Raw genomic sequence first — 26,941 nt, 5'->3', positions numbered from 1 at the left:
TCACCACACCCCGTAATCGTTGAATTTCCGTACAATCTGATTCACTGTGACAAGCAAAATAACACCCACTGCATTTTTGAACAAACCGACTGCAGCTGAGTAGTCCATTCTGAATTCGACGAGACCTGAACGGTAAACATAGGTATCGATAATATCTCCCACTTCATAAACCAGTGGACTGTACAAGTTAAGAATTTGATCAAACCCGCCGGACAATATGTTGCCTAAACGCAGTAACAATAAAATCGTGATCACCGGTATCAACGAAGGCAGCGTAATATAGATCATTTTGTGAAAGCGGTTGGCTCCGTCCGACTCTGCCGCTTCATATATCTCCGGAGAAATCGAAGATATCGATGCAAGATAGAGAATGGACGCCCACCCCACTTCCTTCCAGACATCGGAAATAAGCAAAAGAGGGACAAAATAAACTTTACTAGACATAAAGTTGATCGGTGACCCGCCAAATAAGGTAATAACGTAATTGACTACTCCCCTTTGAGGCGAAAAGACCTCTACAACCATGCCTGCGATAATGACCCATGACATGAAATGAGGTAAGTACGAAATACTCTGTACGGTTTTCTTGAACCTCGTTTTCGTGATTTCGTTGATGAGCAGCGCAAAGATAATCGGGAAAGTAAAGCCGACAAGAAGTCGAAGCACACTGATGATGACCGTATTTCGAAGCGCGCGTAAAAAGACGAAATCATGAAACATATCCTTAAAGTGCTCGAAATGGTTCCAGGGACTATCCCAAATGCCGAGTCCGGCTTTAAAGTCCTTAAACGCAATGATGACGCCGTACATCGGAGCGTAACGAAAAACTGCAAGGTGCAAAACGGGGAATAACAAAAGCAAATACAGCATTTTCATCTTCTTTATTCGTTTCCATGTCAGAGCACTGGCTTTTTTCGGTTTAACCGATGCAGTAATTTCAACTGGGATATCCATGCTCCCACCGCCTTTCTAGACAACAGGGGGATTTTACGGTCCCCCCTTTATTTCATGATGCAGGATTATTTCGACGAGCGGAGATCAGCGACCTTTGGCGCTTTTTCCAATTCGGCAAGGAGTTCGTCTCCACCGCTATTGCGCCAGTCCTTCACGTAGGCGTCCCAAGCGGAATCCACATTGATCTCGCCTGTAATGGACTTAAACAGGAATTCATCCGTTATCGTTTTTAATTTCGCACCGTACTTGGTATTCAGCTCATTGTATTTGGTTTGATTGAAATAATCCCACTTGAAAGGCCGATACGCCATTTCCCGGCCTTTATCAGTGCCAAAAAAGAGATCCGTCAATTTCAAAACTGAAGCATTCGTATAATACGCGGTGACATTCCCTTGCTGGATCGGCAGATTGTAATAGTTGATGCCATCCTTTTCCCGATCGGCCTCCGCCGCCTGTTTAGGAAGGACAGCGGACTTATATGCTTCCCCTTCCCACGAGAAATCTTTACCTTCTTCACCGAACTGTGTGAACATGAGCCCGTCTTTATCCAGGTTAATATAGTCAAATATTTGCAGGATACGAGCCAACTTCTCGTCGGAAACATCCTTTTTGACAACCATCGCGTAGCCGAATCCATCTACAGGAGTGTAAGCGGCCGAGCCTTGTTGGCCTTGAAAACCGATAGGCGGCGGGGTAAAAAGAATTTTCGCATTCGAATCCTTCAGAACGAGATTCGCAGGCGGACGATTGAAGGTGAATGGCACCATCCCAGCCGCTTGAACCTGCACCTGTGCAGCGCCGTATTTTCCGGCCGCGAATTTCTCCCAGCTTTTGGCGCGGTTAAGTGTGGTGAATTCCGGATCGATTAACCCGTTTTTATATTGGGATGCCATATGCTTCAAAAACTCTTTATAGTTTTTACTGATCGCATAGTCCGTTACTTTTCCGTCTTCCTCGAGATTGTAGGTCCAGCCAACTCCGAATGCCCCTGCTTCCGTATTCAGAGCCCAGGGAGCATCGCTGTTGTTCAACAGCAAACCGTAGGTGTCCTTTTTGCCGTTGCCGTCCGGATCCTGATTAACGAACGCATCGAATATCTTCTGCTCTTCTTCCAGTGTAAACGCTTGCTTCGTAAAGAAAACCCGTTCTGCTCCACCGGAGGTCCCCACGGGAATAAGTTCCCCTTTAGGCTTAATCCCCAGCTTTTCCAGCCAATCCAGACGGTAAGCCTGTCCCCAAATCATATTATCCCATTCCTGTTTAAAGCCGGTGAGGGCATAATATTCTCCTTCCTTGGCCTGATTCACCTGCCAGCCTGTCGGCTGCTCGCTTAGCATCTTTGCATAATTGGGAGCGTTCTTCACTATCATGTCTTTGGGTATGCTCCGGGTAACCGCATCGGCATACAGCTTATCCGGTGCGTCCATGAAGGCGATATCCGGCAATTCGTCTGAAGCGACCATCAGATTTCGCTGTTCCTTGTTATTGACATCAATCTTCCGGTTTTTCAGCTTCACATTGAATTTTTTTTCGATCATCTGCTGAACCTTGTTGTTGTCCTCAATCTTGCCTCTTGCCCCCTGACCAACCCAACTGATTTCCAGCGTTTTGGAGGTATCCACGGGTTTATCTGATGCATTTCCACTGTTCGGTTCACTTGACGTTGTCTTACCCCCTGAGCATGCCGAAGCAATCAGGGCCATTGCCAAGCTCAACATGACGACACTTGCTTTCTTGCTTGCCATTTCCATCCCCCTATTCTTTATCATTTGCCTTGCTTATTCATTATATAAAAGAAGCCCCTGAGATCTGTAACACAATCATCAGGGGTTTATAATACAATTCTCATGAATTTGAATGCGCTTCCAATACGGATGCGGCGTCGATCGGCAGCCGGATTGTCACCAATGTTCCGGCGCCTTGACTGTCGATCAATAAACCGTACGCTACTCCGAATTGGAGCCTGATTCTGCCGTTCACATTATATAATCCTACTTTCCGCCGATCCCTTCTTTCCAAATTAAGCCGGATCTCATCAAGCGTTGCCGGATCGATGCCTGGCCCGTTATCCTGTACGGCCAGCTCCATATGGTCACCCACTCTCATGCCTTTGACCATAATGCGAATCGGGCCGTTCTTATTTTGAAGGGAGTGTCTTATCGAATTCTCAATGACCGGCTGAAGGATCATCTTGTTAACAGTGCAATCATTCAGGGCCGCCTCCACCTGCCATTCGCAGTGAATCCTATGTTTATACCGGTAATTCATAATCTTCACATAGGATTGGGAATAAGCAATCTCCTCCCCAAGTGTCGTCAACGGACTGTCCTTTCCCATGGCGTAACGAAACAAGCGGCTTAGCAATCCAATCATATCAACGGCGAGATGCCGCTCCCCCTCTTCGATCATATACATGATATTCTCCAGCGTATTGTACAGGAAGTGGGGATTGATCTGAGCTTGCAGCGCCTCCAGGTGAAGCTCTTTCTTTTCGAATTCAAGAGTCAGCTTCTCGTGATCGGCATCCAGTGTATCCTGCACCAGCCGGTGAATCCTCTCCAGCATCCGGTTGAAGGAAATCCGCAGCTGCTCGACTTCATCAATGGCATACGTATTATCAAGTGTCAGTTGCGTAACACAGTCAAGATCAATAATCAGAACCCGGTTTTGAAGCGAAGCAAGCGGCGCCACCAAATATTGCGACATGAAATAGGAGAAAATCAGTATCAGCAAAAATAAAATAACCAGCAAATAGATGTCGCCGGAAAAGAGGCGTATCACTTGATCCCGTATTGCCTGAACATCGTATTGAGCAACGAGAAACCAAGGCAAGGCACCTATTCTCTTGGAAAAATAAATCGTGTCGCCGGTTCGAAACGCTCTGCTGTCCATCTGCCCTGGCTTAAATGGCAATTCAGCCATAGCTCCAATCATTTCCTCGTCAGAGTTGGATAAGATGCGCCCATTGCCGTCAACGAGAAACACTTCACTGCCACTTTCTTGCAAATCGGAATAAAGATCGGTAAAGAAAACGCCGTCGATATCCGTTTTCAGGTAACCGATCGGGCGGGATGAGCTGTTGATATCCACAATTCCTATGCCAAGGCTGATTTCGGAGGAGGCCGTCTCCGCCGGGGACAGCCAATAAAAAAGATTCCTACGGCTGGTGCTCATTTGATCAAAAAAGGCGGAGTCAATATGGGCAGTATGCTTATACCGGTTGCTGTAGATCAATTGATTGTCCATGTCGTATATGCCGATAACATCCTTATTGAGCGTTGGAAAGCCGCTGTCAAAAATTAGCTGGTCCATATCGCTCTGGAGCTGATCGCCAGGCTGATTCACATAAGATGCCACATAGGAATCGTACGCCAACCGGGTTATGGCCGTTTTTTTCTGCTCTGTAAACAATTCGACCCGATGGGCCGTCTTATCAAACAGAGCATAAAAGGTTTCTTCCAGTTCCCGTGAAATGATTCGTGTCGACTTCACATAGAAGATCGTAACAAATAGAAATATCGGCAGCAGGATCGTCAACAAAAAATAGATGAACAGTCTGTCCCGCATCGTAAATCTTCTGCGTCTCACCCGATCATCCCTCGTCGGATTCCATCGTTCCTCCAGCGTTTGCTGCCGTCCGACCCAACTGATCAACCTGTGCAAAGGGTAAAAGATTTGGCGGCCGATCAATTGGGAAAGCGTGAAGGTAAGTAAAGCGCAGCCGCATAAAATAATAAGCAAGTATATCCCGAGGGATCGAAGCTGCTCTTTATGAAACCCCGTTTCAGATTGGGTTAAGGCGATTCGAATCCCTTGGAAGCCGATATCCCGAACGAAATACTCCGCTGCTTTCATCCATTCTTTCATTGCGGATGGGATTTCGCTTCCTTTAAATACAACCTGGTCCATGTTATCCAGGATGGCTAGTGATTCGCCGTACGGAAGAATATGTTCGAACGCCCCCACATTCAAATAGATCATCAGAATTCCGAGCGTACCGCCGCCTTGCCCGGCGATCGGACACATCAAATAGCTGGAACTGTTCCATGAGTCCAACAGCTTTTGCACAGCGTTATCTTGAATATCCAAGGGATTTAAGCGGAGCACTTGATAAGTCTGATTCACATTGATGAACGAGATCTGATTGTCACGGATTGAAAGAGCAAATCGATTGCCTTCAAAATAATACGGGGAATATTGCGAATTCGAGCTGTATTGTCCATCTCCGGTCCAAATCGAAATGCTGCTTATCAGTTCATTCCCCTTATTCAGGTTGAACAGGGAGGATTCCAATTTCATGGACAAAACAACCTTCTCATACGCGGTGGATTGCTGCCGCTGCAATTTGTCCAACGATTGGATTACAATCGTATTGTTTCGCAAACTATCCATCGTCTGGTAGATGTCCTCGAATTGCTTGCGCACATCCGCAGCCGCTTGATTCAATTTCATGGTTTGCATCGAATCGGTTTTCCCATCGATATAACGTTCTGTTTTCACATAAAGAAAATAGCCGATAATGACGAGGAGCAGTGAAACAGTCGACAGGGAGAACAGCATCAAAAAGCGGTTCAGCTTGATTTCCTTCCGCTTCACTTCAGGCCTTCCCCGGGTTGATAAACCAATCCTCCCGACTCTCTGTAGGCTTGCGGCGTCACTCCGCTCATGCGCTTGAACATTTTATTGAAATACGAAAAGTTCCCATAACCGACACGCAGCGATATTTCAAATACCTTTTCATCGGTATGCAGCAGCAATTTCTTGGATTCGTTGATTCTTACTTCATTCAAATAATCGATGAAATTTTTGCCCGTATCGCGCTTGAATATGGAACTGAAATAATTGGGATTGACATGCAGCCGCTCTGAAACATCCTCCAGTCTGATTCGCTCGGAGTAATTCTCGACAATGTACTGTTGGGCGCGAGTGATGTAAGTATCGCAATCTGCCTTTACGACGGGGTGCCCAATGGTGTTGACAGGCTGCCCTGCAGCCTCAATTTTCAAATCCTTGACGACTTCCCGGAACAACTCGAGGAATTCAGTGCGGATGATCGGCTTAAGCAGGTAGCCCTTCACCCCATAACGAATCGCTTCCTTGGCATATTGGAAATCGTCGTAGGCGCTCATCAACGCCACCTTGATTTGAGGAAGTTCGCTTTTTAGCCGTTGAGCCAGCTCAAGTCCGGTCATTTTTGGCATCAATATATCCGTTAGGATAGCATGTGGATGACATTCCCGGGCCATTTTCAAAGCCGATTCTCCATCTGAAACGCACCCCGCCACTTCAAATCCGATGTCATTCCAAGGCATGTTGTTCATGACCCTCTCGCGAATAAACTCTTCGTCATCGGCTATCAAAACAGTGTACATCGGCTCCCCTCCTATCAATAAAAGCGCTTACATAAAGATGAGGTAAGTATTCCCTATACTACCATAGGATTTCCGGACACGCTATCTTCTTAACAAGTAGAAACGGCTACGCCGTCCTTAAAAGGACGGTATCCGTTTCAGCGAGTAAGATAAGATAATTAATTGCGCGAAGCATAAATTCTTTTCTTTTAAAATACACCGGTAAACGAAAGGGCTCCAATCCTCCGCCAAATGCATTTGTCTGTACAACATCCGCCTAAAGAAGGAGCTCCTGTCCATCTATCCGGTTTATCTTTAAATCAACTCTTCTATGTCCATCACAGCTGCCTTTAAATCAATCCCGTCTCTTTTGAAAGGCGGATCGTATTCGGTATGCAAAAACGCCGGATCTTCAACTTGCATATAGGTAATGATAGCCTTGCCGGATTTGGTGAACATGCAATTCAGATTGGTAAATTCATGTGGACCATCCGCAACATCACCCAGCTTCTTCCACGATTCCCCTCCGTTCTTGGAAACCGCCGCGCTTAAAGGCGTTCGTCGTCCGAAATGATGCTTGCTGGGCTCGTACAGACTATCGTTCCATAACAGCAGGAGTACATCGGTGTCGGGAATCCGTCTTAAGCAGGTACATGATTCGGGGGATTTCAATCCGCTTGCCTGGGGCAGGCTCCAGGTGTTTCCGCCGTCCTTGGAATCGCTCATAAACACCGTGCCCAACTGAGACCTGATGGACATCAGGAGACTGCCGTCACTCCTTTCTGCAACAGAAGCTTCCATCGCACCACGCATGGGAAGATCTATAGTGCCGACAGATCGCGTCCACGTTTTACCGTAGTCATCGCTAAAGTAGCACCCGATTGTATTGTGTTGGCCTCCTTGGTGGCCGGTGCCGAAGTGAAAAGGAAGCAGTAAGCGGTCGCTGGACAAAAGGTTGATATGGTTTGCCCCGCCTTGTATCCATTGGCCCTGGGAACGTTCCCAGATGCGTGCCAGCAGTTCCCAGGTCACGCCTCCATCCTTCGAAGTATAGACCTCCATCGTAGAGCTGGACCCGCCCCGGTGTCCCCTTGTGCAATGGAGCAGCAGCGTACCGTCAGGAAGAAGACAAAGTCCGGGAGCTTGGACATTGTGATCCTCCGGATTAACGTCGATCAGCATCCTCTCCTGTTCCCAGGTCATTCCTCCATCAAATGATGTTTTGGCATGAATCCGGCATAAATCGAAATCACTTCCACCCGTACCCTCATATTTGTGCCAAACCGCCAACAAGGAACCATCCGCCAGCTCCACGATTGAGGCCGTATCGTTCCTCGGGCTGTTCGCGGAAGATGCTGCAATAATCGAATATTTTACCGTTTTAAACATGTCTGTTCCCCCTCGTTTTTCCGACCGAATCTTATCCCTCAAGGTTTAAATAATCAATCTGCAGTGCAAACAAACGAATGTTCTTCCGCTCTTCGTCCGTCAACTGCTGGATCGGTTTTCTGGGAAGGCCAACATCAATTCCCTGCAAACGCAGGATTTCTCTTTCGAAAGCAATAAAATCATATTTCAACAGCTCTGCAATCACTCGATTCGCCTTCGCCTGCAGCGTACGGGCTTCCGCCAGATTTCCCGTATGGAATTGCCGGTATAAATCCACAAACAGCTCCGGCATGATGTTATACGTGCTGCCAATGGCGCCGCAACAGCCAAGGGTTAACCCCGCAATCAGGCATTCATCCGGACCGTTGAACACGTGGAAGTCCGGTCCGCACGCTTCGATGAGCTGCTGGAGCTCAAATGTGTCCTTAGACGTAAACTTAACTCCGATTATATTGTCCTCTTTGGAAAGTTTCTCATAAAACTTTATGCCGGATTGAACCCCTGTCATGGCGGGAATATGGTATATAATCAGCGGAATATCCGCAGCGTTTGCAATATCAAGAAAATGCGTGCGGACTTGCTCATGCCCGTGCTTGTAGTAGAAAGGCGCTACGGAGGATACCGCATTCGCGCCGGCCCGCGCTGCATGCTTCGTCAGTTCAATACAGGAATCCGTATCCATTGCTCCGATATGTGCGATGACAGGTACAGCTCCTTTGACCTCATCCACCACAATTTCAAGGAAGTGTTCGCGCTCTGGAACAGATTGCAGAAAACCTTCTCCGGTGCTTCCGCTTAAGTAAAAGCCGCTGATGCCCTTGCTCAGCAAATGGTGGACAAGTCTTCGTGTTGCCGGCTCGCTGATGGCTCCTGCCTTGTCATAAGGTGTAATGATAGCTGGAATAATACCTTGATAAGTCCCTAGTGTTGACATAGATATTCATCCTATCTGATGTTCATTGTTGTTTACAAGATTTTGCGGTTTCCCTTCAAGGAACGATGCTACATTGTCTATAGCTGTTTGAAGCAGTCTGGTGCGGGCTTCAACCGAAGCCCAGGCGATATGCGGAGTAATCACGCAATTAGGTGCATGGAGCAAAGGATTGTCAGCCTCCGGAGGTTCTGTGGAGAGCACATCGAGGGCGGCCCCCGCAATTCTTTTCTCTGATAATGCTTGAGCAAGGTCGTTTTCTTCCACCAGCTCACCGCGTGCGGTGTTTATGAGGATCACATTGGATTTCATTAACCGTATTTGAGCGGAATTGATTATTTTCTCAGTACTTTCCATGAGCGGACAATGCAGACTGATGATATCCGAGGATCTGAACAATTCATCCTGGGAAACCCAACGAAACCCGTCGAATGGAACCTGGAGGCTCTGCTTCACCTTGCTGTTAGCCGCGATTACCTTCATCCCCATAGCACCGGCAATTCGCGCAGTATGCATCCCTATTCTGCCGGCGCCCAGAATCCCCATTGTTTTTCCGGACAATTCAATCAGAGGTGATCTCCAAAAACACCAATCCGGACTTGTGCTCCATTCACCTTGATGCACTAAAGTGGAGTGTCGCCCGACATGATGACAAAGTTCAAGTATTAAAGCAAAAACAAATTGAGCGACAGAGCTGGTGCCATAGCTGGGTATATGGGTTACGATTATCTTATTTAATATTGCCTGCTGCACATCAATAATGTTGTAACCCGTGGCTAACACACCGATATATCTAAGTTCCGGCAACTGCTGCAATACGTTTGCCCGTAAAGGAGTCTTGTTCGTCAGCACAATCTGCGCTCCCAGGGAGCGTTCAACAATCTCCTCGTTCTGAGTACGATCATAAATCTTAACATCACCTAATTGAGTTAGCCCCTCCCAGCTTAAATCTCCGGGATTTAAGGCAAAACCATCCAATACGACAATCTTCACTTTCATCACCTCCGGCTTTGCGGCAATTCGAGTGCCACGGATACATTTCAGTATGGAAACATTTTTGGTACAATACCAGTAACTAGAAAAGGGGGCAAGATAACGTGTATCCGGAATACTTGTTTGAATATCCCAACATGAACTCCAGCTTCCCTTTTTACATGAAACGCAAGCTCCAATGGAAAACTCCCGTACACCGTCACGACTTTGTAGAGCTGACATTGGTGCTTGGCGGCAAAGGCTCAGAAACCATTAATGGAGCAGCGCATGATATGATACCTGGTACTATGGTTCTGCTCCTCCCTTATCAGGTGCATGAAATAGCAGCCGATCCGAACTGCCCGCTCGATTTATTTATTTGCAATTTTCCTATGGACGTAATTACCGAACTATGTGACAAAGAAATCTGTTTGCGGGATTTTCTGCTGGGTACTGGAATCCACGATAGGAGAGCTTTTGTGCGGCTTGAAGATCCTGTCTTTGATGAGATGCAACAATGCTTCACCTCCTTGCTGAAAGAATACGAGAATCCTCAGCCCTTCAAACCGATCATGTCGAAGGCTCACTTACAAAGAGCGCTTACTCAGTTTGCTCGAAGCAATCTTGAATCTCAGCCAGAGTTGCAAGCGATACCAACAGGCAATCCGAAATTGTCATCAAGCACCCGAAGTATATGGCCTGTTATCAACTATATCCACGAGCATTATCTGGAACCGCTTTCGCTCAGTTCCTTATCCGAACAATTCCGGCTCCATCCTTCTACTCTCAGTGAAATGTTTGTTCGCCAATATGGCATTCATTTCACGGATTTTCTTCATGAATTGCGTGTGCGTCATGCTTGTTCACTTCTGCTTGCAACCGAACTGTCCATTGCAGAGATTGCGGAAGAATCAGGCTTTGGATCCTATTCCAGCCTTGTTCGTATTTTTCATAAAACAAAAGGTGTATCTCCCAGAGAATATCAGACTGCCCGGCATTCAAACCATGCTGATGCTAATTGAATGCAGCAACTAGTCATGCAGCAGCGCTTTATTTATCTTAATCACTACACGCTTCGTTTCCATACCTCCGCTGCGACTGCAAGCGGGACGATGCACGTCATCGGGGAAATAAACGACAAACATGCCCGGCTTCAAGTTCAATTCAAATTCGTTCTCCACTTCTTGATAAAGAGCATAGTCCTTGTTCGTTATTTCATTCTCGACCGGTTGATTGCGTTCTGACTGTCTGGCGACAACGTGTAGCTCTTCACCGGTCACCACCATTTGAACATCAATATATTGGCGATGATTCTCCGCTTTGCGTTCTTTCGGAGGTACGGTAGTGACTTTTTGGACCATCACATACATGTCATCCCCAAGCAAATCATATCGGCCAATCGCTTTATGCATAAAATCCGTATTTTCCAAATGATCAATCGCTTTGCGCAATATCACAGCAAACGCCCACTGTTCCTGCTTCCATTTGCTTAAATCGCCTATAATCACTCCACTATTGCCCCTTTCTCCTACCATTCACCTGGGTTGCCAAATTTATTTCTGACATTCACCCCAAATTGTTTTCCAGCATTATCGATTCCTGCAAGCAATGTCTCAATCGTCATTCCCGCTGTACCCCGTGCCGCAGGAATGACTGTATTGCACTCATTGCCATCCATATAAACCGCTGCTTCCAGCAGTTGGGCTTCATCTTCCTTCGGAATGGCGATAAATCCGTGCTTATCGGCATGAAGGAGTTGCCCAGACTGGACTTTGCAGCCGAATACCTCAACCTCGATCCCCCATCGTACAGGGATGCTATGAGCATGTCCGACACATGTCCTGCGGGCGATCGCCTTAAATCCCGCATTGCACATCTCATCCACATCCCGTATCGCACCATCGGTTATCGTTCCTACACATCCAAGCGCACGGTGGATATTGCTGTTCACTTCTCCCCAGAAAGCACCGATTACCCGGGGTTTATCCAAGTCCTGGACGACCACGATTTTGGGGCCAGGCATGCTCGCCACGTATTTACGGTATTCACTCCAGGCATTCGCATTGCTCTTGAGATGAGCGGGATTGCTCGGTTCAAATTGAACAGTAACAGCGTAACCTGCCATGGGTCCCATCTGTGGCATGAAATCATGAATTTCCTCAAGATTAAACCCTTGCGTAATATCATGCTTGGTAATAGTTTCCCAACCATTGTAAATAGTAGGCGTGTTCCAACGTTTAAGTTTCAACACATCGGCATGCGACAATGATTTCATTTCTCCTCTTCCTTTCTATAGTGAATACGCTTTAATTGTAAACGTAATTTTGCTCTCAAACCTTCCATCTTTTCGTCTGTATCTCTCAGATTTTTATGTATAATTGCAATCATAGGTTGCGATCGCCCCGGCCTAGATAGCTCCTATCTATGGCCGGGGCGTGTGTTGTCTGAAGTACTTCCATGATATACATTCGACAACCAAGGGGTGTAAGCTCCGCAGCGAAAATGCATTGTTATGTGAAGTTTGGGAGACTACTTCGAGTAATATAGAAAATTGATTATATAAACTAAAGTAAACAAAACCAAAATCCCTCTTGGTTTTGTTAAGAAAAGTATTGTTTTGCATCATTGTAAGTCATATTCGGGCTCAACCTAAAAATTAGCGGTTGTTATTTTCATCCTAACAAGCGGCGTTTATTGCACTCAAATAAAATACCGTTTTTGTAACATCGAGGATTGCGCGTGAAGCAGTGTCGGCGCTGATACGCTTTGATGCGATTATGTCGTCCTTCTAGTGTAGCGTTAGTCCAGCGGCAGCGATGGTAGTTCACGATTTCCTCTTCCCAATTTCGCATCGTTCTCAAGGCGCTTTGCACCACTTCGTGCTCAATGCCTTCCCCCTGCTGACACCAACGAGTAAACCCAAGCTTGGCCACATGGATATTCGGTGAATAGTCATACCAGTGAGAGAACGCCTCTTTCCATTCCCATACCTCTCGCAGCAGCTGCGAGAAAGCCAGTAGTTGATTTAACTGAGTTCTGCTCTTGTCCGGTAAGGAATCTGCAGGCGGATTCAGCAGGCGATGATGACTTTTCAAGATGGCTTTGGCCCGAGGGGAAAGGAGAGTCTGAACACTTTCAATGATGTAACCGTGAACGTGGAACCGATAGGCAATCCGGATCGCCTTTGGAGAACATTCGCTGATCCAGGTGTGATACGTTTGAGCCAGATCCATGACGACCGCCTTGGGATTCAGGTTTAAAAAATCGGGATGCTGCTCAGCATACGCACGTAGCGCGTCCAGCTTTCGCCCCGCAAGCAGGTCTAGCATGGTTTCGCCTCGAAGGTCGTGAATACCGGTATTGTAGGGTGCCCCTTTTTGATTGCAAAGTCGTCGATGCCAAGCACCAGTTCTGGCGTGTCTTTGGCTTGACGCCAAGCCGCTCAAGCAGCCGTTCGTTCTCTACGGGCAAGGCCTCTTGATGCATGCGCTGAACCGTGCTGGCAGGCTTTTCTTGTTGTTTGGTAGGACTTACAACAATACAGGATTTGCAGATGTTTTTCCATTTTTATCCTCGTTTTTCCTTGCTTCAATTTTCAACCGCTAATTTTGGTTTTGAGCCTATATTTGTGGGCTTTTTTTTAATAAACTTAATCCTATGTAAGCGCCTGAATCCGTTGCACCATAAAATCGAAGAAGGGCTGGTTCCACCCTTCATCTAAACGCTCATTCAAACTCTCAATTAGTTCAGCTGCTATTTTCACCAATTTTTGAACTCCTAATGGCAGTTCATCCATCATCGAGAACATTTCCGCTTTATATTCTAGCAGTAATCCTTTAGGATCATGTAGAATTAGAATTTCGTCCATATGTCTCAGACTCTCTAGTGTTACTGTATATAGGTCAAAATGTAAACCATCTTCAAAAACTCCGACAATCTGTGGACCAACAAAATCGGACTCTGACCAATAAATCAATTTTCGATAGTTCTCCAAATAAGAAATTCTGCGTTCTAAAAAGCCTTCCATCAAATCACAATTTACTAGACAATACATATCCACATCTGAAAAAGCATCTTCTTCTCTCTAGCATGCGAGCCTTTTAGAAAAACTGCTCTTACCGCGGAATCTTTTATTAAAGCCAGACTCACTATTCGGATCGCTTCGTTCTGATCCATTACATCCGCTTCTTTCATATGTTACTTTTTATTAAAGACTATACGAATTGAATCCTCCTGAGTCTCCTTAATTGTATATATACCGATTTTTTCAGCGGCACTCACTAGCGCTGTGATATACTCAGGAGTTGAATTTATTTTTCGAGCAGAGGTCTTTAAGTTAATGGAGAACTCATCCCCGTTCTCGTCAACATCAAGAGATTTCACATAAACTTTAAATACCTTTACATAATGTTCATATTTAACCAAATGTTCTTCAGTAACACCTTGAAATGAAACATTTACTTTCAAGGATTCCGGTTTCAGGAAGCTCACTTTACCTGCCATATCTACCTGCCCCACTTCAGGATTCAACACTTGATATCCAACTCCGTCAAGGATTGTATAATCCATCCTATTATCCATAGTGGCTATTAAATTAAGACGCACATCGAGAGCTTCCGGTCCGAGTAATGTCAGATAGTCGCTTACTTCAAGCTTGATCTTTTGTACAGCCTCTTTCCCGGCGAACATAATCAATGGACTATGTACACGTCTATTCCATGACTTCTCTTCATGTGTACCCAGAGGATCCATCTGAAAGAATAGGTCTTTACCTAATACAAATCCCTTCGACTTTAATACATTCACAAGCGGATCAATTGGCATTCCTTCGGCTACGCCCATGTCGAGCCAAATCTTCAATGCAGGCTTCCCGGACTCTTTCGCCAACTCATCCAACATACGCCCATTACTTACCCAAGTGGCAGGGGATAAAGCGCCTATCGATGAGAAGGTCTCCGGATGTTGATACCCCATCCATAATGCCTGAATAGCACCGAATGACGATCCCATAATCATACGGTGATCCCGATCGGGAATGGTCCGATAAGCACCATCGACATAGGGAATAACTGTATTGATAAAATATTGGGTAAATTCGTCTGCACTCGTTCCATCCGTAGGAATAGATGCCTCCGGAAATGGAACATACTCCTTTCCACGTTCTGAACCATCACTTGAGGCGACTCCTATCACGATAACCTTCTCCATTGTTCCATCAGCAACGAGCTGATCAATGATCTCCTCAACTCTCCATTCTTTGCCTAAAGAGCTGGTATTTGTGTTGAAAACATTCTGCCCATCGTGCATATACACAACAGGATATCGCTCACTGTCAGTTTCATACCCTGCAGGCAAATAAACAAATATTCTCCGCTCACCTAAATTTTCTATGTGCACAGTACCTTTTGCCGCAACTTCAATGGTTGGGCTCTCCGATGCCTGAGAAGTATTGCTTATCTTTGGATTGGGGGTTGGTGATGTAGCAACATTTTCATTTACATTTCCTTTCCTACTACATCCCGAAAGCGCTAACAAAATTAATACAACAAGTCCCCAAAAACTCCATTTAAATCTTCCACTTGAATGCATAGAACTCCTCCTGATCTTTTGTTCAAACGTTTTCACAACCTATTATACAGGTTTTATATGGGATTACGAACATTTTTTCACAAGTGAACTTCCTATTAGGAATAGTATACTTTTTCTACTTTATTTAATGTATGCTCAATAGTTGGGCAGGGACCGGTCTCGCTACTGCTAAACAAGCTGTGGAACAAGGAGCATATGTTATTATCGCCGGACGTTCACAAGATAAATTAGAGAAGCTCAACAATTTCTAGAGTCCGAATCTGTCGAGAATCATTCACTAAATAATCAAAATGAAAAAGAGTTGAAGTTCTTTTTTTGAAAAAATCGGCAGCTTTGATCACTTATTCACTCCAGGTGCCTCTTACGTTATTTTATCATGCTTAATAATTATTATCGTATCAACATGCTTACCATCTGCGCTCCAAATAGTAACATTAATGCGATTGAAGCTTTCGGTTGCGGGGAGAAATTCGTCATAGGTTAATGAAGAATACATGTATTTTTCACTAGTAATAATGTCAAAAAAGTACGTACTCTCAACATGTTCAAGTATTATTCTCGTCTCCTGATCCAGCTCCATTTTAATTGTCTGTCTTATCTGATTTTGATTCTGTATAGCCTTCTCTATCGTTAGTTCGGGAGCATTGAAACCCATAAGCTTTCCGGTGACATAAATGCTCCCATAATTTAAACCGTCTATCAACTCAGGATTAGTCACTGTTACTTTTTTAGGAGTGATCTGGAACAACCTTGTTTCTGTCGTCAAAATAGCAAAGATACCCACGAATCCAAATACGATCATCATCCCCACGATAACCACTCTGAATATAAAAGTTCTTTTTATTTTTCCCTTTATGTATTGAAATACGGACCAACCCACGATGGCCCCTACTGTATTTAATATAACATCGTCGATATCGCTGATTCCAATAGCCAAAATGTACTGAACTACCTCAATACTCACGCTAATGCCAATCACTATGACGATTGTTTGTTTAAATCCCTTATTCATTATCAAAGGTATAAATATCCCCATTGGAAAAAACACTGCTAAATTCCCAGCAATATTTTGAAGATTATGCAAAAGCCCTATAGTTCTCATCATTTCAAATGTCGATGCAAATGGGATGATATTCAAGACCCTCTGACCATGTCCAATCATAGCAAAAAGATTATATATCTGCGTATCTTTGAACAAAACTATCCTCACAAGTACTAGTAAATACACAATGAATATTACCCATGCAAAAGTACTTAACATCCTTTCTTTCTTAGTATTCACGCCCTTCTCCCCCATCTACAGTATCGATATCCGTCATTATACCGAACTTAGGAAGGTTATTTAGTAGGGTATTCATTAAAGAAATCTTAAGATTTCTTTAAATTAGTATTCTATAATTATCATGGTATTATATATGTTTAAGGGCGAACTTTATTGTTTATCGACACCCTTTCTACATTTTAGAATAGCCTATTCAATAACCAACCAAAGGTGGTACGAAAATGAACCAGAAACTAGAAACAACAAATTCTAAGCATCGCGTTCTCCCCTTTAAAGGCGTCCTCAATTTCCGAGATATGGGCGGATACGCCACCTCAGATGGTCGTAGAGTCAAATACGGTTTGTTTTTTCGATCAGCCGAATTAACAGGAATGACCGATCAAGATATAAAACTCTTTAAATCCCTTGGAATTAAGACCATATTTGATTATCGAGGAATAGAAGAAGTTCGTTTAAAACCAGATCCAGTCATTCCAGGAGTAAAAAACATTTGTGTACCTGCTCTAAAGCAAGAGGTCCCCGGAGATATGAGAGATGTGGTTCGTTCTGGATTTCTTGAACATTTTACGACAGACTTCTTAGTTAATATGTATTTGGACATGGCATTTGATAACCCTTCCTTTAAACGACTTATGGCAACAATTATGCTTCCAGATGAATTCAGTATCCTGCATCATTGTGCCGGTGGAAGAGATCGCACTGGAGTTGGATCGGCGTTCATCTTCCTAGCACTTGGAGTTCCGAAAGAGACGATTATAGAAGACTATTTACTCTCCAATCAGACACTTGGTCCTATGAATGAACAAATAAAAAAGCAAGCCTCAAAACATCTATCACCGAAGGAAGTAGATACTGTTATGGCTGCGCTTATATTACGTCGAGAATTCATGGAAGCCATTTTCTCTGCCATCGACGAGCGATATAAAAGTGTTGAGGCTTTCCTCGAACAGGAATTCGGCATGACAGCTGATAAGCGCAAGCAGTTACAAGCATACTGTTTAGAAGCTTAATAACTTGTTGAGCGATGAACTAATTCATTCAAATAGAGATAAAAATAAAAAAAAAGCGTAGCTCTCAAAGAGCTACGCTTTTTTTCCATTTAATACTGACGTTCTTCCTCGTAGGATACAAACAACATTCTACGCTGTACATCCATCAGCATTCGAATCACCCAATTTGCGATCAGGGCGAAGACAAGTCCCGCTACAACATAAGATATATATTGCTGAGATAATGTCCAGTCGATATTAAATAAAGCAAATACACTATTCTCCAAAATGTTCAAATCCATCGTTTGCAGGAAAATCTGATGGAGTACAGGCAGTGTGATCAGACCTAGCGCAGCCGCTACCACAGTTATCGTTAGTGAGAAGAAGATAATGCTGGATACGAATCGTCCCATAATCAGCATGATGTTACGTGCAAACTTTGCACCATCAAAACCTAACTTCATGCGTTGCAGGAAGCCCGCTCCCTCTTGGTTCATATCCGTTCTGCGCTCTTCACTCGGTCTAGGAATATCCAGCAGTGATCTTACTAGCTCTTGCTCAAATTTCACAATGTAATCTAACCCTTTAGCTACTGCGAAAAACAAGGGTATACCGATGAAAATTGGTGTTAAAGCAATCGATAATGCTAATCCTGTCACCATAAACACGAAATATACAATCGTAATCGGCAAAGAGATTATAAAATACAACATACTCCGATAGGTCTTGGGACTTGATCGACGTTTGCCTGGTTTAGATTGTGATTTCGATTCTACGGGAATCTGCATGGAATCTACCGCTCCGATCGGCATTGTATACAACTTATCATTCATTTCTTATGTCCTTCCTCTCACGTTATCAATTAATCTCATTATACGTGAGAAAGAGAAGGCTCAAAACAGTCTTAGGACCGGAGTCTTACCAGACTAAAGGCTAGGATGGGTTTAGACTGGAAACAGCTATAAGCCCTAGTTTATCCCCCCTTCTCTACCATTCGAAGCAACTCATCTACAACAACTTTCGGCTGATAACTATGAATATAGTGAGAACTGCCCTGTACGATGATTTGCTTCCCAGAGGTGGACCAAGCGGGAAACTCCGCTTGACTGTCCTTCCATGATCGATCTTCATCCAGCTTCCCAAAATAGTCAGCCGTCAAAACGGTAATGGGGATATGGAGTGGCTTCCCACCAGTCATGACGACTTCGGCATTCTCTCGACTTAGTTCTAACTCATTCACCATGTTCCTGTTTCCAATCTTGAGTAAGGTACCTTTACGATTTAGTGCCTTTAGCCCCTCAGGCAAAAGCTTATCACCATTACTTTGGTCAGATACCCATGCCGCGAATCCATCGAAATGATATAACATCCGCAGAATACCTGTCGTTCGGAGTCCCTTATATATCCAAGGAATAACCGTTAACTCCGGGCTTTTTTTATAATATTCTGGACTTCCACCATCAATAAACACAATCCCCTTCACTTCCTCCGGGAAGCGCTGTGCGTACCGAATCGTTTCTAGAGCGCCGAGTGAGTGACCGACAAATAAATAAGGTGGCTTCTGTTTGGAGACTTTAAGGAGCTCATGAATTTCGTCTGTAATCGTATCGATATCTCGTGGTCTGTCCGTCGCATCGCTGAAGCCGTAACCGAAGCGATCATACACTGCAATTTTTACGTACTGCTTTAGTCCTTCATACAAAGGATAAAAATCAGCATACGGATTTACCGATCCCCATCCAGAAGCGAAGACTACTGTAATATTGCCTTCGCCTTCCGTATAAAGGTGCATCTTGTTGCCCTCTACCTCATACAGTTTTCCAACAGGTCTATAAGCTTTTCTGTCTAGTGTTGAACCATACCATTGATACAAGGCTCCAATTCCTATTAGCACCACCAGTAAGAGGAGAATACCTAACACCATTTTACGAAACCGCCTCCACATGTTCTTCACCTCCCCTTCAGCTATTCCACAAAAAAAGTACGTAAGTTCTACGCACTCCATTGTTCAAACTATTCTACAAGCCCAGCTTATTCCCCTTTTCGAGCCGCACGATCTGCTGTTCTCCGCTATCTGCCAGCTCTCTGAACTGGTTAATGGTTTCACGCATTTTAGGAAGAGCTTCCTGCTTATACGTACTGATCGAATCTAACGCGGATAGCACATCCGTGAACGCCTGTTTTAATGTATCTACTGAAATACTAGATTCTAGGGATTGCTTATGGATTGCTGCTCCCTGATCTTTCAACATTTTTGAGGTGCCACTTATTAGCGTGTTGGTTGTTTGATTTAGGAGTTCAATCTTTTTCAAAACGATTCGTTGATTGTAGAGTGCACTGGCTACGGTAACGGAGATTTTCAGGGCAGAAACTGTAACATTCCTGGCTCTGTCCACTCCTCTGATTAACTCTTTGTTATTTCGAATCACTACTTCAATGGCCATAATTCCCTGCTGATTCACCACCAGCATTTGTTGCAAATCCATCACACGCTGACGCAGTGGAAACAATACTTCCTCTGTGATGAACTTTACTCTTTCTTCGTCCTCATTGCGTAGCTTAGCTGCATCTAGTTGAGCCTCGATCTCCTGATCCATCAGCATGCCTAGCTGAATCTCTTTTTGCAGTTTTTTGGTGAGCTCTCTAAGCGATTGCTGCTCAAACTCTAACGTAGTGTTATCATTTTTCAATACGGTTTTCCCTTTATCTAAAGAAATAATAATATCTGAGATTACAGCATCTGCTTTTTGATACTTCGCAAAATAACTCCGCAATGGGTTAAAGAACTTCCCTAGCAGACCACTTTTAGCAAAATCCACAGCGCTTGGATCTAGATCTTTCAACTGGAGATTGAGCTCTGTTAAACCCTTAGCAACTTGCCCACCTTCATCCCCTGTTTTCGATAAATTCCCGACAGAAACTTGTAAAAGAGAGTTCTTATCTGAAGATGATCTCATGGTGCTCATCCCGAAGCTGTCTATGGATTGCAGCACTTCTTTTCGTTTATCCAAAGATTCTAAATCCAGCTCTAAGATCGTCGAGACATTGGTTTTCGCCATTTCCTTCAGCTGTGTTACTTCCTCTGGCTCAGGTTTAACCTGAGCTTCAATCGCGGATTTTAGTTTCTCTGGACTTACCACTTCCATCGTGAAAGACATAGAACCCCTCCTAACAATTTTAACCTACATTTGAACATTAAGCAGATTACCGATTTTATAGACTACGTCATCTGTATCCGCATTGATGTTAGCTGCTTCATTAATTTTTGAAATGCTCTCCAATGCTTTAATATTCGCGTTGTAGCCAATGGTGTAAATCGGAATTTTGTAGGTTTCAATTAATCTCCTTATATCATCTAGGGAGTGACCTTCATTCGTCTCCCCATCACTTAACACAAAGATCAGAGGTTTAATTTCTGGGTTAATTTTCATTTCATCCTGAAGCATTTTTAGTGCCACTAAAATGCCATCAAAAGTCGCTGTGCCTCCATTCGCCTGAAGGCTATCTATCGCCCCAACAAACATCGATTGTTGATTTGTGTCGTACTTACCAATAGGAAGGTTTATCGTAACGTTATCGGAGTATGAAACAAAACCAATACTATTATCCTTGCCCAAATACTTCTGTCCCGTTAATAATGATTGCTTTAAGCGATTTAAAGGCTCACCGTTCATGCTACCTGAAACATCGGCTACAAATACTGCGGCAATGGGCTTATTGCCGTTTTTCTTCTCTTTCCACAACTTTTGTGCTGAGGATAAAAGATTGCCATCCACTGGATTGACCTCCGAATGATAGTCATTCAGTCCGTTAAAACCTTTTTCTTCACCTAGACGCTGGTATTTATCCTGTTCAACAAACTCCGCGAATTTTTCAATAATGTCCAGCTTCTCTTGTGGTAGATCACCTAATGCGTAAAGTGGGCTGTCATGTCTTACACCAAAAGGAGTAAATACATAGCTCCCCTTCAGTTCTGGTGCATTCGCGAAAATTTGGTACTCTAAGACAAAAGCATCCAGCTTTCCAGTTTTGGCTGCATCGCGCATTTGTAAAGTCGTCGACGCGAGAAAAGGGACATTGGCTTGGAATTTCTCAAAGCCCTGAACCGCTTGTTCTCCAAGCAAGTTAGAGCTGTCAAAAGTCCCAAGTGCAGTCACTAGGAAGTTCAGACCTGTTGAGCTGGCAAAAGGATCTGTATAGCCCATAGATAATTCATTATTCGCTATCGCATCTGTGATCGTCTTGACGTTTAAAGAACCGTATTTCTCGACTAACTCATCATATTTCGTTTTATTCGTAACAATACCAGCTACATTGCCAATCAGACGATTAGTTATAAGCTGCGTTTTGATGCCGTTCGCTTTGACCATCTCGCCCCATAACTCATTGGATGGTGTAAATGCATCTGGTATATACTTTCCAGACCTTATGTAATCCGTGGCTGTACCTGAAGCAATATTGCGAATCTTAACGGAAACAGGTATTCCATTCACCTCTATATTGGAGCTATTGAAATCTGTCGCAACTTCATTAAGCCATCCATCATTACCTGTTCCAGATTTTTCGGTCGATGAAAAAATTTCAACAAAGCTATCCGTTGTATTGGTCACTGAGATAGGAAATTTAGAAATATCCGGCAAGGAATCCCCAATGGCTACGGGATCAAGGTCGATTTGTCCTTTGACCTGCTCCGCGGTGTTTACATTAATTTTTTTATATAGTTTATCGAGTTGTTTGCCTGCATCTTCCGTTGAGACCTCACTAGTGGTTTTTCCTAAATTAGTTGTTAAGGTGATCCCAAAATATACAAGTGCAAAAACGACCACAGTTATAATCCCGAGTACAAGAAATGTTCTCCCTTTCCTAGCCATTCGCATCGCCCTTTCATTGCTTATAGAATTTCGTCTGTTTGATCAATTCATCGATCTCCTTCATACAAGGCATATCTTCAACATCTTTATAATTCGTGCTATCTAGTAACGATATTTCGAGTAGCAATTGATCTAACTTCAGCAAAATTTCTTCATTTGCTCCGAGATACCCCGTTACATAAGCCAAATACTCATGGTAAAGAGCAGTTTTTTTCTGCACCAGCTTTTCTGAGAACTGCGCAGGTCTCTGCTGGCTGGCAAAAAGAGTGAATTCTGAAGCGTCAAAAACACTCAACTTATTAAGAATCCCTCGGATATTCAAATAGAAGAGCTTCTCTACTTCATAACTAACCGCCATAAATTTCTTAAAGCTTAACTCCGTCTGCTCGAATCTCTGACTAAGAACATCCAATAACGTATTTTTCTTCTTCTCCATCCGGGTTAGCTGCTCTAATGCCAGTGTAATATCTTTCTTCAGCACCTTTACATTTCTGTATTGCGATAGCGCTGCAATATAATCCTCATGCGTCTTTATCTCTTTTACAGGTGGAACCATCGAAGGTTTAAAGAGTAGACTATAACTTCCATAAAGAACAACAAGAAGACTAATGACTAATAATGTCACACCAGAGGCTGTCTCAAAAACACTTGCTCCGCCGATTTCCACCCCTAAAAGTCCTGGTGACAAAACAATAATATCTAGTAACGCCACAACAATAATAAGCCCTAATAGCTTTACGGATCTCGCAACGTTCAACATACACACCTCCCTAACTGATCCGGTAACTTCTTCCATTACTTTTTTTCATTTTATCAGAAAATAAAAGATTAAACTCCTTTTTATTACAAAAGCACTAATTTCCCGCAGATACTTCCAAATGCCTCACTAATCCACTCCTATTATATGGAACACAATCAATGATTACATCCCTAATCACAAAAAAACCTTAACAGGCCCAAAGCCCATTAAGGTTAAGTAAACTCATTTATACCCAAGCGTCATTCGAATAGCCTCGTTGCTCCCAGTATCCTGTATGCTCTCCCTCGATCAGTTCAATCCGGTTCAGCCACTTCACTGACTTGTAAGCGAACATTTTGGGGACAATTAGCCGAACCGGTCCACCGAGATCGCTTGGAATCGGTTTCCCATCATGCATCACCGCGACCATAACATCGTCCATATCCGCCTGCTCCAGCGTAAGGGTATCTGTATATACCCCATCCCCTGAGTAGAACTTCACTGTCTTTGCAGTGGACTTCACACCAGCCATTTGTAGAAGATCCTTCAGCTTGATGCCCTCCCAGGTATTCTTATAGACGGACCAACCTGTCACGCAGTGAAAATCACTCACTTGAACCGTACGTTGCAATTGAACGAATTGCTCCCAATTCCATGTAAAGCTCTGATCAACAAGACCATCCAACTTAAAGGACCAATTATCGTTCGTGAACTCAGGAATAGGGGTTACAGTATAAACACGGAATTGACCCTGCGACCCACCTCCAAGAGGCGGTGACGATGCCGCCAGTGGCTGCGGTGCTGGCAACAGCTGATTGCGGTCATTCTCGATTAATTTATCGATCGTTTCGCTGCCACCGATGTTTCCAATCGAGCTGCCTAACCATTTTACAAATGAGGGTCCGATTGTAAGGGCAAGCCCTACACCGATCGTCCCTCGAATGAAAGCTCTACGTGTATAGACTGGCTGCGGAGTATTCTGAGATGTTGTAATGGCACTCCCCTCGCTCTTGATGATCCTACGATTCGGCTCCTTCAACCACTTCACACGAGTCAATGAGTGATAGATAATGTAAGGCAGTCCAATCCATGTCAGGACATCATGAACGACCAATGAAAGATTAGATACTTGCGGTCCTACCGTACGAAACTGCCATAACAATACACCAGAAACGAACCACCCAAGCAACAGGAAGAGCACAACAAGTACATTGAACCGCTGCCAAGGTTTTTCCTTTAGCTGTTTCCAATGTTTACTGGCCAGCAGAAGATAATAGATCACTGGAAGGATAGATGCAATTCCTACCACAATATGCAAGCCTTTAATCCATACCCTGCCTTCACCGAGGAAACCTCGCCAGAAACCGCCTACTAGCACAAGCCCAGTCAAGGCCAATATCACGACGATCCAGCCGTTCCAGGTGTGAAGTGCACGCAGCTTTTTCCCGTATCCCTTACGTAGCCGACCAAGCAAATCACTCATAGCTTAGCCTCCTCCTCATGTGTATAATCCCGCACCCGATTTAATTTAGTCCAATAAGGTTAGAAAGGACTTTGATGCAGCAGAGAGTGGAACCCCTCGAAGAGTCGCTATCCCGATGTTACGCTCTGGAAATGGCGGATCTAAAGGGATTTCTACAAGCTCCCCACTTTTTAATTCTTCCCTTACATAATCACGAATAACAAAAGCTAGACCAAAGCCACGTAAAGCGAACTGAACAAGAAGATCTACACTGCCTAGTTCAAACTCTGGTGTTATCGTCACATGATTGGAGGCAAGAAACCCATCTATGTACTTTCTTGTGCTGCCTCCTGGCTCCAGGAATAATAATGGGTACTGCTTGATGTTTGCAAGCGGCATCGTATTATCTGCTAAATGACGGAAGCCCTTGCCTCCTACAAGACAATCTTGGAGCCGTGTACTCTTACGAAATTCAATCTGCTTGTCAGATGCCGGTAAGCTTACGATGCCGAAATCAATTTTGCCTTCTTTTAAAAGCGTGAGCGTTTCCGGTGTTGTTCGATTCGTAATATGAATACGTACGTTAGGATATTGTTCATGATATTGCTCGAGATAAGATAACAAGTAATATTTGCAGAGGGTATCACTTGCACCGATATGAATCTCCCCACTATTTAAATTGTTCATTTCAGCAATCGCTCGCTCACCCATCTCCACATTCTGAAAGGCTTGCTCAATGAATCGCAGCAGTACTTTTCCTTCTGTTGTTAGATCCACCCCTCTAGAGGTACGGAAAAATAAGGGGCCGCCCATCTTTTCTTCCAATTGCTTAATCGTGTGACTCACCGCGGGTTGTGTGATATTCAGCCGTTCTGCTGCCGCAGTTAAGCTGCCTGTTTGTGCTACCCAATAAAAAGAGCGATACCATTCCAAGTTGATGTCCATTCCCAAGTCATTACCTCACCTTATAATAGATATTACATATATCAATTTTTCTAATGTTATATCTAGCATTATACTTAGAGCTGTAGCCAATCACAAGCTTGGGAGGTAATCACGTGACCGTAATCGCAATTGTAGGAGCTAACTGGGGAGATGAAGGCAAAGGAAAAATGACAGATGTACTAGCCGCTCAATCATCCTATGTAGTTCGTTTTCAAGGTGGAAGTAATGCTGGGCATACTATCATTAACCAGTATGGAAAATTTTCGCTTCATATGCTGCCTTCTGGTGTATTTTACCCTTCAGTTACAAACATTATTGGACCAGGAACAGCTCTTGATACAGAAGTATTAGTAAAGGAATTACAAGCATTAGCAGATAGAGGGGTTCCACAGCCGAAGTTGTACGTATCTGAGCGTGCTCAAATCGTACTCTCGATCCATCGTTTGTTTGATGAGCTGGAAGAGGAACGACTTGGGTCACAAGGGTTCGGTTCAACCAAACGAGGAATAGCGCCATTCTACGCGGATAAATATGCGAAGCTCGGGATACAAGTTGCAGATTTGTTTGATCCCGCCCGACTTGAGAAACGTCTCGAACAATTACTTGCTTCAAAAAATGTATTGCTGGAGCATTTATATAAGAAAGCCCCATTCCAAGTCTCGGAATTAATGGCTCAGTTGCAAAAGGAAGCTGCGCAATTGGCACCATACGTTGCCAATACAACAGAAATACTACAAGAAGCTTATGCAAAAGGAGAAACGATTCTGCTTGAAGGGCAATTAGGCGCTCTGCGCGATCCTGATCACGGTATATATCCTTACTCTACCTCTTCATCGACACTTGCCGGATACGCACCTGTCGGCGCGGGTCTTCCTGCAGCTGCCATCACGAATGTCATCGCTGTAACGAAGGCATATTCAAGCTGTGTTGGTGCCGGACCTTTTGTATCTGAATTAGAAGACCCTGTAGCGGATGAACTTCGCACACGAGGTGGTGATGCTGGGGAATTTGGAGCAACAACGGGTCGTCCTAGACGTATGGGTTGGTTTGATGCAGTAGCTACACGCTATGGTTGCCTGATGCAAGGTGCAACGGAGGTTGTGCTGACCAATCTGGATGTTCTTGGTTATTTAAATGAGATTCCGGTTTGCGTTGCCTATGAGCTTGAAAATGGGGAAATCACCGACAAGTTTCCAGCAACCAATAAACTAAACGCAGCAAAGCCAATAATAACGTATTTATCTGGCTGGAACTGCGATATTTCCCATATCACGAACTTCAACGAGCTGCCAGAGCAAGCTAAAAGTTACGTAGACTTTATTGAAACGTCTATTGGAATACGTATTTCTACTGTTTCTGTGGGACCTAGACGTGATCAGGTCATTCATCGTACGCTGAAATAATTTCAAAATAAGGATGCCTAGTTGTACCTACATGCAAAATGCATATAGCTGCAACTAGGCATCC

At 44.1% G+C, this 26,941-nt stretch carries 23 protein-coding genes and 1 pseudogene; 3 read left to right on the top strand and 21 right to left on the bottom strand.

Annotated elements, in window-relative coordinates:
- The 7 genes from PAENI_RS03605 to PAENI_RS03575 form a co-directional block, all read right to left on the bottom strand.
- Entirely contained in the window at positions 1 to 954 is a 954-nt protein-coding gene (locus tag PAENI_RS03605; protein ID WP_149644275.1) for an ABC transporter permease, read from the bottom strand.
- A 65-nt stretch (positions 955 to 1,019) separates the two neighbouring features.
- Positions 1,020 to 2,699, bottom strand: a complete 1,680-nt coding sequence (locus tag PAENI_RS03600; protein ID WP_149644274.1) for a type 2 periplasmic-binding domain-containing protein — start codon at positions 2,697 to 2,699, stop codon at positions 1,020 to 1,022.
- Between the two features lie 100 nt (positions 2,700 to 2,799).
- Positions 2,800 to 5,550 (bottom strand): sensor histidine kinase, encoded by a 2,751-nt coding sequence (locus PAENI_RS03595; protein ID WP_149644273.1) that lies wholly within the window; start codon positions 5,548 to 5,550, stop codon positions 2,800 to 2,802.
- On the bottom strand, positions 5,547 to 6,326 hold the full coding sequence (locus PAENI_RS03590; protein WP_149644272.1) for a response regulator transcription factor: 780 nt from the start codon (positions 6,324 to 6,326) through the stop codon (positions 5,547 to 5,549). The genes PAENI_RS03595 and PAENI_RS03590 overlap by 4 nt, the downstream gene beginning before the upstream one ends.
- Positions 6,327 to 6,620: 294 nt before the next feature.
- Entirely contained in the window at positions 6,621 to 7,694 is a 1,074-nt protein-coding gene (locus PAENI_RS03585; RefSeq protein ID WP_149644271.1) for a sialidase family protein, read from the bottom strand.
- A gap of 31 nt (positions 7,695 to 7,725) precedes the next feature.
- Positions 7,726 to 8,628, bottom strand: coding sequence for a dihydrodipicolinate synthase family protein (locus PAENI_RS03580; protein ID WP_149644270.1), 903 nt, complete (start codon positions 8,626 to 8,628; stop codon positions 7,726 to 7,728).
- A 6-nt stretch (positions 8,629 to 8,634) separates the two neighbouring features.
- Entirely contained in the window at positions 8,635 to 9,618 is a 984-nt protein-coding gene (locus PAENI_RS03575; protein ID WP_149644269.1) for a D-2-hydroxyacid dehydrogenase, read from the bottom strand.
- A 104-nt stretch (positions 9,619 to 9,722) separates the two neighbouring features.
- Between PAENI_RS03575 and PAENI_RS03570 the strand changes: the two genes are divergently transcribed.
- Positions 9,723 to 10,619 (top strand): AraC family transcriptional regulator, encoded by an 897-nt coding sequence (locus tag PAENI_RS03570; RefSeq protein ID WP_149644268.1) that lies wholly within the window; start codon positions 9,723 to 9,725, stop codon positions 10,617 to 10,619.
- Positions 10,620 to 10,628: 9 nt separating this feature from the next.
- Here PAENI_RS03570 and PAENI_RS03565 read toward each other — a convergent pair whose 3' ends face one another.
- From PAENI_RS03565 to PAENI_RS03535, 7 genes and pseudogenes are all read right to left on the bottom strand, one after another.
- On the bottom strand, positions 10,629 to 11,105 hold the full coding sequence (locus PAENI_RS03565) for a NanQ anomerase/TabA/YiaL family protein (RefSeq protein ID WP_188114464.1): 477 nt from the start codon (positions 11,103 to 11,105) through the stop codon (positions 10,629 to 10,631).
- Between the two features lie 20 nt (positions 11,106 to 11,125).
- Positions 11,126 to 11,872, bottom strand: coding sequence for an RraA family protein (locus tag PAENI_RS03560; RefSeq protein ID WP_149644266.1), 747 nt, complete (start codon positions 11,870 to 11,872; stop codon positions 11,126 to 11,128).
- 397 nt (positions 11,873 to 12,269) lie between these two features.
- Positions 12,270 to 13,119: pseudogene (locus PAENI_RS03555) on the bottom strand (ISL3 family transposase); the annotation flags it as partial.
- Between the two features lie 133 nt (positions 13,120 to 13,252).
- Positions 13,253 to 13,651: a hypothetical protein gene (locus PAENI_RS03550; protein WP_223178897.1), complete on the bottom strand. Its 399-nt coding sequence runs from the start codon at positions 13,649 to 13,651 to the stop codon at positions 13,253 to 13,255.
- Positions 13,639 to 13,791, bottom strand: a complete 153-nt coding sequence (locus PAENI_RS32165) for a hypothetical protein (protein WP_223178896.1) — start codon at positions 13,789 to 13,791, stop codon at positions 13,639 to 13,641. Before PAENI_RS32165 ends, PAENI_RS03550 begins: the two co-directional genes overlap by 13 nt.
- A 3-nt stretch (positions 13,792 to 13,794) precedes the next feature.
- A complete protein-coding gene (locus PAENI_RS03545; RefSeq protein WP_149644264.1) occupies positions 13,795 to 15,186 on the bottom strand; it encodes an alpha/beta hydrolase in 1,392 nt (463 codons plus the stop codon).
- Between the two features lie 361 nt (positions 15,187 to 15,547).
- A complete protein-coding gene (locus tag PAENI_RS03535) occupies positions 15,548 to 16,468 on the bottom strand; it encodes a VanZ family protein (RefSeq protein ID WP_188114463.1) in 921 nt (306 codons plus the stop codon).
- Between the two features lie 221 nt (positions 16,469 to 16,689).
- On the opposite strand from PAENI_RS03535, the gene PAENI_RS03530 reads away from it, so the two are divergent.
- Positions 16,690 to 17,478 carry a tyrosine-protein phosphatase gene (locus PAENI_RS03530; protein ID WP_149644262.1) on the top strand — a complete coding sequence of 263 codons (789 nt, stop codon included), beginning with the start codon at positions 16,690 to 16,692 and terminating at the stop codon, positions 17,476 to 17,478.
- A gap of 89 nt (positions 17,479 to 17,567) precedes the next feature.
- On the opposite strand, the gene PAENI_RS03525 is transcribed toward PAENI_RS03530, so the two are convergent.
- The 7 genes from PAENI_RS03525 to PAENI_RS03495 form a co-directional block, all read right to left on the bottom strand.
- Entirely contained in the window at positions 17,568 to 18,290 is a 723-nt protein-coding gene (locus PAENI_RS03525; RefSeq protein ID WP_149644261.1) for a sensor domain-containing protein, read from the bottom strand.
- A 140-nt stretch (positions 18,291 to 18,430) separates the two neighbouring features.
- Positions 18,431 to 19,402, bottom strand: a complete 972-nt coding sequence (locus PAENI_RS03520; protein WP_149644260.1) for an alpha/beta hydrolase — start codon at positions 19,400 to 19,402, stop codon at positions 18,431 to 18,433.
- Between the two features lie 73 nt (positions 19,403 to 19,475).
- Complete coding sequence (locus PAENI_RS03515) at positions 19,476 to 20,615, bottom strand: toxic anion resistance protein (RefSeq protein WP_149644259.1); 1,140 nt, start codon at positions 20,613 to 20,615, stop codon at positions 19,476 to 19,478.
- A gap of 24 nt (positions 20,616 to 20,639) precedes the next feature.
- Entirely contained in the window at positions 20,640 to 22,328 is a 1,689-nt protein-coding gene (locus tag PAENI_RS03510) for a vWA domain-containing protein (protein ID WP_149644258.1), read from the bottom strand.
- A 13-nt stretch (positions 22,329 to 22,341) separates the two neighbouring features.
- The gene (locus PAENI_RS03505) at positions 22,342 to 23,088 is read right to left on the bottom strand and encodes a hypothetical protein (protein WP_316502735.1); all 747 of its coding nucleotides are present in this window, start codon (positions 23,086 to 23,088) and stop codon (positions 22,342 to 22,344) included.
- A 226-nt stretch (positions 23,089 to 23,314) separates the two neighbouring features.
- A complete protein-coding gene (locus PAENI_RS03500; protein ID WP_042187590.1) occupies positions 23,315 to 24,550 on the bottom strand; it encodes a molybdopterin-dependent oxidoreductase in 1,236 nt (411 codons plus the stop codon).
- Between the two features lie 45 nt (positions 24,551 to 24,595).
- Positions 24,596 to 25,474 carry a LysR family transcriptional regulator gene (locus tag PAENI_RS03495; RefSeq protein WP_042193785.1) on the bottom strand — a complete coding sequence of 293 codons (879 nt, stop codon included), beginning with the start codon at positions 25,472 to 25,474 and terminating at the stop codon, positions 24,596 to 24,598.
- 113 nt (positions 25,475 to 25,587) lie between these two features.
- On the opposite strand from PAENI_RS03495, the gene PAENI_RS03490 reads away from it, so the two are divergent.
- A complete protein-coding gene (locus PAENI_RS03490; RefSeq protein WP_042187588.1) occupies positions 25,588 to 26,877 on the top strand; it encodes an adenylosuccinate synthase in 1,290 nt (429 codons plus the stop codon).
- The last annotated feature ends 64 nt before the right edge of the window (positions 26,878 to 26,941 follow it).

The organism is Paenibacillus sp. B2(2019), assembly GCF_008370385.1.
Lineage (GTDB): Bacteria > Bacillota > Bacilli > Paenibacillales > Paenibacillaceae > Paenibacillus_AQ.
The sequence above is the reverse complement of the archived record's forward strand: the minus strand, read 5'-3'. Positions and strand labels throughout refer to the sequence as shown.